Genomic DNA, 12124 nt, shown 5'->3' with positions numbered 1-12124 from the left:
GGGCTTGCGAAAGCCAACTTGCACGGGGCGAATGATCAAAAAGTGCTCGCTGGCGGTGATAGGGAAAGTGTCGGCGCCGGCTTCACGGATTCAGGATTAACGTAGCTCCTCTTTTCCCAGGTCTTTGTCTGAGGTAAGCGCTGAGGTTATCTGTTCTCGTAGCAGCGCTTCTTCGACGGTTTGTACGGCTTCCCCGGCGGCTCGGTCAGCTTCATTAATCCTTGGGGAGAGCTGTGTACGGAAATACATCTGGTTACCTTCCATCACCCATATCTGACTGCCCCAACGTGCATCAGGCCGTTCATGAATAGTGATAGTGGCGTTACCAATAATCAGGTTGTCCATCGCCTGTTGGCTAAAGGCGCGGTAAAACGTTTTACCTGCCATAGTGATCGTGCGGTCCACCATGACCCCGGTCAGCTCACTACTTCTGTTAGAACTGCCTAGCACCTCGGGGCCATCAGGACTTGAAAGTTGGTTAATAGCTTCAATTGCCTGTTGTTCGTCTTCTGGCATAGCCTCGGCTGGGGGGGCGGGCTCGTTAGCCATTACTATTGATGTGCATACCCACATCAACAGTGCAAAAGCGGTTCTGGATAATCGGTTTAAACACAACATAGCGAGCTACCTTGCGCGTAAGCGCTACCGATGGCGCTGCAAACTGCGCGCGGTTTCAATATTGGGTAAAATGGGGCCAAGATTTTGGTGGATCCAGTTAAGCGCCTGAATACGGTTATGCACGTTGATTTTGCGAAAGATGTTGTAAAGGTGGGACTTAACGGTGTGTTCACTTACAAATAGCTTTTCAGCAATTGTTGGTTAGAGGAGCCGGCACTTAACAGAGAAATAATTTCCATTTCCCGGTTGGTTAATCCACAAGCGGGACGGAAAGCATTGCTTTGATATTTGCGATAAAACAGGATTAGCCGGGCCATTAAGTCCCGCGACATCCATAACTCTCCTTCTAGTAAAGCGTGTATCCCCTTACAAATAACTTCGAGGCTTTCATTGCGGTAAAAAACCCCTTTTAACTGGGCACAAGAAAGTGCCTCTAGCGCGTGATCCATATCGTGGATATTGAATGCTGCCAAGGGTGTTTTAGCCAATGCCTCGGGTAACTTATCTTGCCACTCTGGCAGAGCTTCAATGCCGATATGATCACTATCAATCAGAATCAACACATTCCCCGAACCAGTGATAGGAAGTGCTGCGTGGGGAGCATGGATAGTGATTTGACAACCAGTGTGCTGATTCAAGTATTCAGCGAATAACTGCGCCTGGGGACTTTTCTCGGTCACGATATACACCGAACCGGTAGATTTTTCCTGTGACATTGGGTAGCCCTCGTGGAAAGAAAGAGTGAGCAGGTAACCTCTGAAGTGTTATCCATAAGATATGTTTCGTAAAGTTTTGTTATTAAATATTTGATGAAAATAAATGGTATAAAAAACTTGGTTTTTGTTATATGTTTTATAAACAATAACTTAATTTGTTTTTTTGATAAATTAGTTGTTGTTAAAGCAACTGTTTTATAGATACGTTTAGTAACATTTTGCTGGTTTTTGATACGTCTCATCAGAGCGTAAACTGTGGTTCTACTGTTTGGAGTGTGTGTCATGGCATCAGTTAATACGCTTGTTCTTGCTAGCGGAAATGCTGGAAAGTTAAGAGAATTCAATCAATTACTTTCACCTTTAGGGTTTGATGTCCGTCCCCAGGCAGATTTCGGCGTTAAAGATGTTGAAGAAACAGGCTTAACCTTCGTTGAAAACGCTCTGTTAAAAGCGCGTGAAGCCAGTCTTATCAGTGGATTACCGGCACTGGCGGATGACTCAGGTCTTGAAGTCGATGCACTGCACGGGGCACCAGGTATTTATTCGGCCCGTTATGGTGGCGAACCCAAAAGCGATGAAAAAAATAATGAAAAATTATTAGAGGCGTTAAGTGAATGCGCTGAGGGTCAGCGGAGTGGGCGCTACTGGTGTGTGCTGGTGTACTTACGCCACCCAAAAGACCCAGTCCCCATCATTGTGCAGTGCAGTTGGGAAGGTGAGATCCTTGCCCACCCAAGGGGGAAAGAAGGGTTTGGTTATGATCCGCTTTTCTGGTTACCGGACCAAGGGATGAGTGTTGCTGAGCTTCCCAGCGAAACCAAAAATCGCTTGAGTCATCGAGGACGCGCTTTGCAAGGCTTGGTAGACTTTCTGAAGGTGGCGCATGGCTGATAAGCTGCCACCGTTATCACTTTATATCCACACACCTTGGTGTGTACGTAAATGCCCCTATTGTGATTTCAACTCTCACGAACCGGGTACACATGGCTTCACGCCTCGGGACTTGCCTGAGGCAGCTTATCTTAACGCGTTGCTACAAGATCTGGACGGGGATCTTGCTTTAGCAGCGGGTCGGGAAATACAGACTATTTTTATCGGTGGCGGAACACCAAGCCTGCTATCACCAGCGTTCTATCAGCGTTTATTGAGCGAAATTGAAGCGCGTTTACCGTTTGCTGTTAATGCCGAAATTACCCTTGAAGCAAATCCGGGTACGACTGAGCAGTCGCGCTTTATAGGTTACCGTGAAGCTGGCATTAATCGGCTTTCTTTGGGTATCCAGAGTTTTCAGGAGGCTCAGTTAGAGGCACTTGGTCGTATCCATAGCGGTCACGAAGCTGTCACGGCGGTTGAGCAAGCGCGCCAAGCTGGCTTTATCAATATCAATATTGATCTTATGCATGGTTTGCCCCAGCAGACGCCCCAACTGGCGTTGGATGACATTGAGCAAGCGTTAGCATTGGCGCCAAATCATCTCTCCTGGTATCAACTTACTCTGGAACCCAATACCGCTTTTCATTCCCAGCCACCGAGTCTGCCTGAAGAAGAAGCGCTTTGGGATATCCAGGATAGTGGCCACACTCTGTTAGAAAGTGCAGGTTTTGAGCGGTACGAAATTTCGGCGTATGCAAAAATCGGCCATCAGAGTCGTCATAACCTTAACTATTGGCAGTTTGGTGACTATTTAGGCATTGGTGCCGGTGCACATGGCAAGCTCAGTGTTATTGATCCGCTGGGGAATTGGCACATAGAGCGCCGCTGGAAAACGCGCCAACCTGATGCTTACTTAAGGCGAATGAATGACCCGCGTGGGTTTATAGCGGGTAAGCAGTTGATTGAAATAGAAGAGTTGCCGTTAGAATTCGCCATGAATGCGCTCCGTCTGACGGAAGGCGTTGCGCTGGATAGATGGATGGCGAATACAGGCCAGCCTAGTGGATTGTTACTGGCACGGTTACAAACCGCCGATAAAAAAGGACTTTTGATGGAAATGCCGGAAAAACTGCGTGCATCACCTCAAGGTCTATTATTCTTGAATGAGTTGCTGGCTTCGATTAGCAATGATTAAGCTGCGATTTAAAAAAAGCGTGAACACAAAAGCTTGAAGACAAACAAGGAGTGAGTGATGCGAATTTCTCGACTACTGACACCGTTAGCAGCCGCTATTTTAGTAGCGGGTTGCGCCACATCGGATCCTTATGGTGGCCAAACGCAGCGCTCTAGCACCGCGATGGGGTCTGGTATTGGTGCAGCCGTCGGTGCTGCCGCAGGTGCACTGTCAGGCGATGGCAGTACCAGCCGTCGTGACCGTGCTTTAATTGGCGCCGCCGTTGGTGCTGCCGCAGGCGCAGGTATTGGTGTTTATATGGATCGCCAAGAGCAGCAGCTGCGTGAAAATCTGCAGGGGTCGCGCATTGAGATTGATCGTCAGGGCGACGACATCGTGCTTAATATGCCCAGTGGTGTGACGTTCGGCTTTGATTCAGCAGATCTCACCAGCGAAGCGCGTAATGCGCTTAATGAAGTGGCTAACGTTCTAACCCAGTATCAAGACACACGGGTTAACGTCGCAGGCCATACTGATAGCGTGGGCGACGCCAGCTACAACCAGCGTCTTTCTGAGCGTCGCGCTCAAGCGGTAGGCAGCTACTTAACACAGAACGGTGTTTCGTCCATGCGTCTTAACACATCGGGCTACGGTGCTACTCGACCAGTGGCCAGCAATGACAATGAGCAAGGCCGTGCGCAGAATCGTCGCGTAGAAATTACCTTAACACCCACAGGTAACGGTCAAGGTTAATACCCTTAAGGTTAAAATCTGGCTATTGCCGCTTAAAGCCCGCTATGCTCCCATAGCGGGTTTTTTTATTCTCTAGCTGATGAGTTGCCATGCTGTCCTACCAACATGCCTACCATGCCGGTAATTTCGCCGATGTTCATAAGCATCTTACGCTTTATGCGGTAGCTGAATATTTATTACGTAAAAAAACAGCCATTACATATGTCGATACGCACGCGGGTCGAGGACTCTATCCACTTAGTGGCCTAGAGACCCAGCGCTTGCAAGAGTACCGCGAGGGAATATGGCCACTGTGGCAGGCGAGTACGGTCTTTATTGACCCGTTACTAAGTGCGTGGAAAGCGGCATTGGCATGCGCGCAGCCTGACACAAACACATTAACCCACTACCCAGGTTCTCCATGGTGGTTGAGCCTTGGGTTACGCGATCAGGATCAGCTGCGGCTGTTTGAACTGCATCCTGGTGAACACAAGCAACTTAATACTCAAGGGCTAGCCCCCCAGGCACAGCGTGTGTTTGGTGATGGATTAGCGGGCCTTACGGCCATGCTCCCTGTTATTACGCCAAGGTTATGCGTGCTTATTGACCCTAGTTACGAGCGTAAAGTGGAGTATCATGAGGTTGCTGAGACGGTGGCGTATACGTTAGAAAAAGCGCGCCATGGGGTGGTATTAATTTGGTACCCGCTGCTGCCAGCAGGCCATCATCACACCCTATTAAGCAGTCTCAAGGAGAGCGGTATACGAAACATCTGGCGTAGCGAGCTGCTGTTGCGTGAGCCCACTGAGCAGACGCACGGTATGTTTGGCAGCGGCATGTTGGTGATTAACCCGCCCTGGGGGCTAGATCAACGCCTAGCTGCTGCGATGGCAGAGATTACACCGCTGTTGGGTGCCACCAGCCGCTATCAGGCTGACTGGTGGGTGGGTGAGTAGCCGTTGTAGATAGATAATCGCTATCGATTATTTGCCGATACAGAAGCTACCAAAAATTTCACCCAATAAATCATCAGCGCTGAACTCGCCGGTGATTTCCCCCAATGCCTGCTGGGCATCGCGGAGATCTTCTGCCAGTAGCTCGCCAGCACCGTAACCGTCGAGTTGGGCGCGCCCTGTTTCCAGTGCGGCCATGGCACGATCAAGGGCATCTAAATGGCGTCGGCGAGCAGAGAACCGCCCTTCAGTGGTGGCAGCAAAGCCCATGACGTCTTTCAAGTGAGCTCTTAAGTTATCCACACCCTCACCTGTTTTTGCCGAAAGACGTACCGTAGGCGTGGCTGTGGACAAATCTAAGCCTGCGGGTTCCTCGCTGGTATCAATCTTATTTCGTACCAGGGTCAGGCGCTGCTGGTCGGGGAGCCTGGCTACGAACTCGGGCCAGATGGTCATAGGGTCGGTTGAGGCAGTACTGCTGGCATCCACCAGTAATAGCACCCGGTCGGCTTTTTCTATTTCGGCCCAAGCACGTGCGACACCTATTTGCTCTACCGCGTCTGGCGTATCACGCAGCCCGGCGGTATCGATAATATGTAGCGGCATACCATCGATATGGATATGTTCGCGCAGTACATCCCGCGTGGTGCCAGCGATATCCGTCACAATCGCGGTATCCTGCTCAGTGAGGGCGTTAAGCAGGCTGGATTTGCCCGCATTGGGGCGCCCGGCAATGACCACGCTCATGCCTTCGCGCAGCAGTGCGCCTTGGCCTGCTGCCTGGCGTACGGCGCTTAATGCTTGCTGCACATCGCTTAAATGCTGAGCTACATGGCCATCGGCAAGAAAATCAATTTCCTCTTCAGGGAAGTCGATGGCTGCCTCTACATAAACACGTAGCTCAATCAGCCGCGTTACTAGCGCAGCAACACGCTTTGAAAATTCACCTTGCAGCGACCGCACCGCGTTTTCAGCGGCTGAGCGGGAGGTGGCATCAATTAAGTCGGCAATCGCTTCGGCCTGTGCCAAGTCGAGCTTATCATTTAAAAATGCCCGCTCAGAAAATTCTCCAGGGCGCGCTAACCGGGCACCCAAGGCTACGCAGTGTTCCAACAGCATGTCCATAATGATAGGGCCGCCATGGCCCTGCAGTTCCAGTACGTCCTCGCCGGTAAACGAGTGAGGGCCGTTAAACAGTAGAGCGATACCTTCATCGATAGTGCCGTCAGCGCCCTGGAAAGGGCCATAGTGGGCGTAACGAGGCGCGGGACAATGCCCGATCATCGCTTGGGCTATCTTGCGGCAGGCGGGGCCGGAGACGCGGATAATACCTACGCCACCGCGGCCGGGAGGCGTTGCCAGTGCTGCAATGGTGTCAGGCGTGTAGAGGCGTTCGGCCATGGTAAATCTCTTTTAAATTGGCAAGTCACTGAGAGGGACGATTCAATATTGATAGGCATAGTGTGAATTTGTCGGCTTCAAAACGCCAGACCCCCGCACAGGGCGGGGGTCTGGAGATGTTACTCAAACGGCGGACTTATTTGGTTCTCATGCCTTTGCCGACATTTGGATCGTTCTCGATTTTGCGCGTGATGTAGTACTGCTGTGCCACCGAAATGATGTTGTTGACTACCCAGTAGATAACCAGACCCGCCGGGAACCACAGGAAGAAGAAGGTGAAGATAATGGGCAGCATCTTCATGATCTTCGCCTGCATGGGATCCGGAGGCGTTGGGTTCAACATCTGCTGAACAAACATCGAAATGCCCATCAGAATCGGCAGGATGAAGTAGGGATCCTTCACCGATAGATCCTGAATCCAGAACATAAACGGTGCATGACGCAGTTCAACGGATTCCAGCAGCATCCAGTAGAGGGCGATGAAGACGGGCATCTGGATCAAAATCGGCAGACAGCCCCCCAGCGGATTAATCTTCTCCTTCTGGTAAAACTTCATCATCTCTTGGGACATTTTTTGGCGGTCGTCGCCATACATCTCTTTCAGCCGCTGCATTTCTGGGCCGAGTTTACGCATTCGAGCCATCGACTTATAAGCCTTGGCCGAGAGCGGGAACAGGATGGTCTTAACCAGTACGGTTAATAGCACAATCGACCAACCCCAGTTACCCACGATGTCGTGAATCTTATCCAGTAGCCAGAACAGCGGGTTAGCAATAAACCAAAGCCAGCCGTAATCGACTGTTAAGCGTAGGTTGGGGGCAACTTGCTCTAAGTTGTCCTGAACCTTTGGGCCCATGTAGAGCGTGGCGCCCAAGGTGGCTTCACTCTCTGCCGCAATACTGCTGGTCGGGCCAGCAAATGCCACTACGTTACGATTGCTGGAGTCAGTCGTTACGTAGTAAAGGTTCTGCTGATCCTGCTGAGGCGCCCATGCTGAGACGAAATAGTGCTGAATGATCGCAATCCAGCCACCCTGAGCTTCGCGGTTTTCAAAGCTACGGCTTTGAATATCACCAAAATCGATCTTCTCGTAGCGAGCGTCCGGCGTTGAGTAAGCTGCACCCAAGTAGGAGCTCATACCCATCGCAACACCGCTTGACGGGTCAGGGGTGTTATCACGTGCCAACTGACCAATAAAGCGCGCGCTAACAGGTGCATCAGTATTATTGGCAAGGTAGTAATTAACGTTTACCGCGTAACTGCCACGCTCAAAGGTAAGGCGCTTAATGACATCAACACCATTCACCTCGGCGGTTAAGTCTACGTTCAACTGATCATCGTTATCGCCTAAACGGTACTCTGAATTCTCAGGTGTGAACGCAATACGGTTCGCCTGACCATCGAGCTGCAAACCTGAGCGTGCCACGTAGCTACGATTGTCGTTATCTGACAGCAGTACGTAGTTACGGTCTGAGTCGAGCGTTAGCTTATGCTGCGGTAAAGCAGCGTAAACGATATCACCGCCGTGGGGATCGATGCGTACATCAAGGACATCGGTGGTAACTGCAATAAAGTCACGGCTCGCGGTTTCGCTTTCGGTGTCCCCAGAAATACCTTCGCTCACTGCACTTTGCTGCGGAGAGCTACTAGGAACCGCTAAGCCATTGCCGTCATCAATATCGCTGGAAGGCACCGCATTGCTGCGTTGCGTCATTTCAGGTGTCGAATCGTAATTCGGCTGCCCGTAATCCTGATTCCACTGGACGACGAGCAAGTAGGCAAGTACGGCTAGTGGAATCAGTAATAAAAGTCGTTTTACGTCCATGAGGGTTCTGCCCGCTGGGTGGTGAACATGCTAATGGCGCAGTGTCATTTACTCGACCCTTGACACACGAAAGCCTGCCAGGCGGCAGGCCGAGGTCGAGCGGTGAAGAGTGCACCAAATGTCACGTGTTACGCGTTAACGGAGATGCTGAAGGCACCGCCTGTGCGTCACGCTGAAGTCGCTTCCACATGCCATGTAGCTGGCGATGTAAGGTTTCGTTATCGATATCCTGAACGCCGCGCCGAGCAAGAACCACAATATCCACAGAGGGTAGGTGATCTTGGCGGAGACGGATGGATTCTCTCACGAGACGCTTAAAACGGTTGCGATCTACGGCGCGTTTGACGTTTTTCTTGCTGACCACCAGTCCAAGGCGAGGATAACCTCGAGTAGTTAAGCGAACTAACGCCATCATACCTTTGCCATGCACTTTCAAGTCGGCTTGCTCAAACACGTGACTGAAATCCCCAGCATTTAGTAACCGTAATTGCCGGGGAAAGCCTTGCTGCGGCACACGCAATCCGAGATCAGGCGCTCAGACGCTTGCGGCCTTTAGCACGGCGGCGTGCGAGGACGGCGCGACCATTTTTGGTTGCCATACGAGCACGGAAGCCATGCGCGCGCTTGCGCTTGAGAACGCTAGGTTGAAAAGTGCGTTTCATAACTCGTTATTCCCACGTGGTTTAGGACGGAAAGTGAATTCCAAAAAGCCCGGTCCAGTGGAGAACTAGCCGGGGAGATTCAATTCAAGACCGGAAATTGTAGAGACTTCCTCCGCTCGGTGCAATTTTTCCTTGCACAAAAAGCTTCAAAGCCGCAATGCACATTTGTTTAAAAGACCTGAATGCAGATTTAACAGGACTACTACTATTACTAGTTAGTAGTTCTAAACCTGTTGTTATTAATAGTGGGGATACTATTTGTGGATAAGTACTTTAAGTTGTTTTTTATTAATAGCTTATAGATATAAAAAAACTGTGTGTAAGTCGCGCATAAGCAGGCTATAAGCTGTTGGTTTGATGTGATTAACGTCAGTGTAAGTACCCTTTTTAGAATTTATCCCCGCTCCTCCACAGGCTTGTCCCGTGGGCTTACTCTAAGTTGTCCACAGGCGGATATTGAAGGATAAACCCATGTGGATAACCAGCGCTTTGAGCGCTACAATGGTCGGCCGTTTTCAACCGATGGTGAGATGAGTGTCACTCACGCTTTGGCAACAGTGCCTGGACAACCTGCAGGATGAGCTGAATTCTCAGCAGTTCAACACCTGGATACGCCCACTGCAGGCAGAGGAAGGAGAGTCCAACGAGCTGCGCTTATTAGCGCCGAATCGCTTTGTGCGCGATTGGGTGAGTGATAAGTATGCCAAGCGGATTAGTGAGCTGATGCGTGAACTCGCGCCAGCTAAACCGCCTAAGGTCAGCTTGACGGTAGGTAGCCGCCGCCCAGCAGCACAGGCGCCGCAGCACCGTGATTTAGGTCATCCTGTCTCTGCTTCTCCTACGCGGCCTTCAGCGCCTGCAGTCCATACGTCGCAACGTGGCGATATTGCTGATGAGCGCGAAATTGATAAGATGCGTGAAGAAGCCCCTAGGCGTGGTAACGAACGCCAAGTACAGGTAGAAGGCAGCCTTAAGCACGGCAGTGGACTGAATCCAAATTTTACCTTTGATACGTTTGTAGAAGGTAAATCTAACCAATTAGCGCGTGCGGCATCACGGCAAGTATCAGAAAACCCAGGGGGAGCTTATAACCCCTTGTTTTTATACGGCGGCGTGGGGCTTGGTAAAACCCACTTAATGCATGCGGTGGGAAATGCGTTAGCAACACGGCGTGAAAACGCCCGGGTCGTTTATTTACATTCAGAACGCTTTGTTGCCGACATGGTGAAGGCGTTGCAGCTCAATGCGATTAACGATTTCAAGCGCTTTTATCGCAGCGTCGATGCGTTACTTATTGATGATATTCAGTTTTTTGCCGGAAAAGAGCGTTCTCAAGAAGAGTTTTTTCATACCTTCAATGCGCTTTTAGAAGGTGGTCAGCAGATGATCCTGACCTCTGATCGCTATCCTAAAGAGATTAGCGGTGTTGAAGAGCGTCTTAAATCGCGTTTTGGTTGGGGCCTTACGGTAGCGATTGAACCGCCGGAGCTTGAAACCCGCGTGGCCATCTTGATGAAAAAGGCCGACCAAGCTAAGGTCGATTTGCCCCACGATGCGGCTTTCTTTATTGCTCAGAAGATTCGTTCTAACGTGCGCGAATTGGAAGGAGCATTGAAAAAAGTCATCGCTGATTCGCACTTTATGGGTAAAACGATTACCCAAGATTTTATTCGTGAGTCGCTTAAAGACCTGTTGGCCCTTCAAGATAAGCAGGTAGGGGTAGATAATATCCAGCGCACGGTAGCCGAGTACTACAAGATAAAAGTAGCGGATTTACTATCCAAGCGTCGTTCGCGTTCCGTTGCACGCCCACGCCAAGTGGCAATGGCGCTCGCTAAAGAGCTCACCAATCACAGTTTGCCGGAGATTGGGGATGCGTTTGGCGGTCGCGACCACACAACGGTGTTGCATGCCTGTCGCAAGGTTAAATCCTTACAGGAAGAGAGCGCTGATATTCGCGAAGACTATAAGAATTTGCTGCGCCTTTTGACCAGTTAATCATCCCATAGGACGGGCCTGTCACAGGCAGGTCTTTCAGGATATAGAACCGGAGTATTGATGAAATTTTCGATTTCCCGAGAGGCGCTGCTACGTCCGCTGACGCTGGTCGCAGGCGTTGTTGAAAGGCGTCAAACGCTTCCAGTACTTTCTAACGTGTTGATTCAAGTAGAGGGTGACCAAGTGTCGCTCACCGGCACGGATTTAGAGGTGGAGCTTATTGGTCGTACTGTGGCTAGCCAAGTTGATCAGGAAGGGTCAGCTACCGTTCCTGCTCGTAAGCTGATGGATATTTGTAAATCGCTGCCTGATCAGTCAGATATTCAACTAGCTGTTGAAGAGGGACGCGCCGTACTGCGTAGTGGCCGCTCGCGTTTTACACTGTCGACACTGCCAGTTGCTGAATTTCCCAATATCGAAGATGCGGACGGTAGTCAGGAAATTAGCGTGCCCCGTGGCACCTTAAAGCACCTGATTGAAGCCACTTCATTTGCTATGGCCCAGCAGGATGTACGTTATTACCTCAATGGCATGCTGCTGGAAATTCAAAGCAATTTGCTGCGTACGGTAGCAACTGATGGCCACCGTTTAGCCATGTGTTCGCGTCCGGTTGAGGTTTCCGTTAGCCAGTCTCAAAAGCTGATCGTACCGCGTAAAGGCATTTTAGAGCTTTCACGCTTGCTAGATGATAGCGATGAACCGGTGAGCCTCACGCTGGGTTCAAGCCATGTACGCGCGCATACCGGCGACTTCACCTTTACCTCAAAGCTAATTGACGGCAAATTTCCTGATTATGAACGTGTAGTGCCGCGCAACGGCGATAAAGTGTTGATTGCTGAGCGTGCAGAGCTGCGCCAAGTACTTTCTCGCACGGCGATCTTGTCTAATGAAAAATACCGCGGTGTACGCCTCTATCTTGAGGAAAATAACTTAAAGGTAATGGCAAATAACCCGGAGCAGGAAGAAGCTGAGGAGAACATCGCCATTGAGTATAACGGTGGGGCGATGGAGGTTGGTTTTAATGTTGGCTACCTTGTAGATGTATTGACGGTGTTAAATGAGGAGCGGGTGCAAATTACCCTAGCTGATCCGAATAGCAGCGCACTGCTTGAAGAGCCAGGTGGTGGCGACGCTCTGTATGTTGTCATGCCGATGCGCTTGTAAGCGGCTTA

The 12124-nt window shown here is 50.5% G+C and carries 11 protein-coding genes and 1 pseudogene; 6 read left to right on the top strand and 6 right to left on the bottom strand.

The genetic code is table 11. The features are described from left to right. Window positions 1–96: 96 nt before the first annotated feature. Together ACQKE4_RS15760 and ACQKE4_RS15755 are read right to left on the bottom strand one after the other, a co-directional pair. Window positions 97–549 (bottom strand): CsgE family curli-type amyloid fiber assembly protein, encoded by a 453-nt coding sequence (locus ACQKE4_RS15760; protein WP_427389305.1) that lies wholly within the window; start codon window positions 547–549, stop codon window positions 97–99. 93 nt (window positions 550–642) lie between these two features. Beyond that, window positions 643–1334, bottom strand: a pseudogene (locus tag ACQKE4_RS15755) (LuxR C-terminal-related transcriptional regulator). A gap of 282 nt (window positions 1335–1616) precedes the next feature. On the opposite strand from ACQKE4_RS15755, the gene rdgB reads away from it, so the two are divergent. The 4 genes from rdgB to ACQKE4_RS15735 all read left to right on the top strand — a co-directional run bounded on the left by rdgB (window position 1617) and on the right by ACQKE4_RS15735 (window position 5069). Further along, entirely contained in the window at window positions 1617–2225 is a 609-nt protein-coding gene (gene rdgB, locus ACQKE4_RS15750; protein ID WP_427389304.1) for an RdgB/HAM1 family non-canonical purine NTP pyrophosphatase, read from the top strand. Then, a complete protein-coding gene (gene hemW, locus ACQKE4_RS15745; protein WP_427389303.1) occupies window positions 2218–3402 on the top strand; it encodes a radical SAM family heme chaperone HemW in 1185 nt (394 codons plus the stop codon). The genes rdgB and hemW overlap by 8 nt, the downstream gene beginning before the upstream one ends. 57 nt (window positions 3403–3459) lie before the next feature. Next, the gene (locus ACQKE4_RS15740; RefSeq protein ID WP_427389302.1) at window positions 3460–4134 is read left to right on the top strand and encodes an OmpA family protein; all 675 of its coding nucleotides are present in this window, start codon (window positions 3460–3462) and stop codon (window positions 4132–4134) included. Window positions 4135–4223: 89 nt separating this feature from the next. After that, window positions 4224–5069, top strand: coding sequence for a 23S rRNA (adenine(2030)-N(6))-methyltransferase RlmJ (locus tag ACQKE4_RS15735; protein WP_427389301.1), 846 nt, complete (start codon window positions 4224–4226; stop codon window positions 5067–5069). A gap of 27 nt (window positions 5070–5096) precedes the next feature. Here the strand turns inward: ACQKE4_RS15735 and mnmE are convergent, their stop codons facing one another. The 4 genes from mnmE to rpmH form a co-directional block, all read right to left on the bottom strand. After that, a complete protein-coding gene (gene mnmE / locus ACQKE4_RS15730; RefSeq protein WP_427389300.1) occupies window positions 5097–6467 on the bottom strand; it encodes a tRNA uridine-5-carboxymethylaminomethyl(34) synthesis GTPase MnmE in 1371 nt (456 codons plus the stop codon). A 136-nt stretch (window positions 6468–6603) separates the two neighbouring features. After that, window positions 6604–8292, bottom strand: coding sequence for a membrane protein insertase YidC (gene yidC / locus ACQKE4_RS15725; protein WP_427389299.1), 1689 nt, complete (start codon window positions 8290–8292; stop codon window positions 6604–6606). 121 nt (window positions 8293–8413) lie between these two features. Further along, complete coding sequence (gene rnpA, locus ACQKE4_RS15720) at window positions 8414–8806, bottom strand: ribonuclease P protein component (protein WP_427389298.1); 393 nt, start codon at window positions 8804–8806, stop codon at window positions 8414–8416. 13 nt (window positions 8807–8819) lie between these two features. Beyond that, a complete protein-coding gene (gene rpmH / locus ACQKE4_RS15715; RefSeq protein WP_008959105.1) occupies window positions 8820–8954 on the bottom strand; it encodes a 50S ribosomal protein L34 in 135 nt (44 codons plus the stop codon). Between the two features lie 534 nt (window positions 8955–9488). On the opposite strand from rpmH, the gene dnaA reads away from it, so the two are divergent. Then, on the top strand, window positions 9489–10952 hold the full coding sequence (dnaA, locus tag ACQKE4_RS15710; protein WP_427389297.1) for a chromosomal replication initiator protein DnaA: 1464 nt from the start codon (window positions 9489–9491) through the stop codon (window positions 10950–10952). A 60-nt stretch (window positions 10953–11012) separates the two neighbouring features. Continuing rightward, on the top strand, window positions 11013–12116 hold the full coding sequence (gene dnaN, locus ACQKE4_RS15705; protein WP_427389296.1) for a DNA polymerase III subunit beta: 1104 nt from the start codon (window positions 11013–11015) through the stop codon (window positions 12114–12116). Window positions 12117–12124 lie beyond the last annotated feature (8 nt).

The organism is Halomonas sp. NPDC076908, assembly GCF_050269715.1.
Classification (GTDB): domain Bacteria; phylum Pseudomonadota; class Gammaproteobacteria; order Pseudomonadales; family Halomonadaceae; genus Vreelandella.
This window is presented reverse-complemented; position numbering and strand designations above follow the sequence as displayed.

Excerpts from the sequence above, each read along its gene's own strand:
- rdgB (WP_427389304.1), top strand. The coding sequence starts at position 1,617 with ATGGCATCAGTTAATACGCTTGTTCTTGCTAGCGGAAATGCTGGAAAG.
- ACQKE4_RS15760 (WP_427389305.1), bottom strand. The coding sequence starts at position 549 with ATGGCTAACGAGCCCGCCCCCCCAGCCGAGGCTATGCCAGAAGACGAA.
- hemW (WP_427389303.1), top strand. The coding sequence starts at position 2,218 with ATGGCTGATAAGCTGCCACCGTTATCACTTTATATCCACACACCTTGG.
- ACQKE4_RS15740 (WP_427389302.1), top strand. The coding sequence starts at position 3,460 with ATGCGAATTTCTCGACTACTGACACCGTTAGCAGCCGCTATTTTAGTA.
- ACQKE4_RS15735 (WP_427389301.1), top strand. The coding sequence starts at position 4,224 with ATGCTGTCCTACCAACATGCCTACCATGCCGGTAATTTCGCCGATGTT.
- mnmE (WP_427389300.1), bottom strand. The coding sequence starts at position 6,467 with ATGGCCGAACGCCTCTACACGCCTGACACCATTGCAGCACTGGCAACG.
- dnaN (WP_427389296.1), top strand. The coding sequence starts at position 11,013 with ATGAAATTTTCGATTTCCCGAGAGGCGCTGCTACGTCCGCTGACGCTG.
- rpmH (WP_008959105.1), bottom strand. The coding sequence starts at position 8,954 with ATGAAACGCACTTTTCAACCTAGCGTTCTCAAGCGCAAGCGCGCGCAT.
- yidC (WP_427389299.1), bottom strand. The coding sequence starts at position 8,292 with ATGGACGTAAAACGACTTTTATTACTGATTCCACTAGCCGTACTTGCC.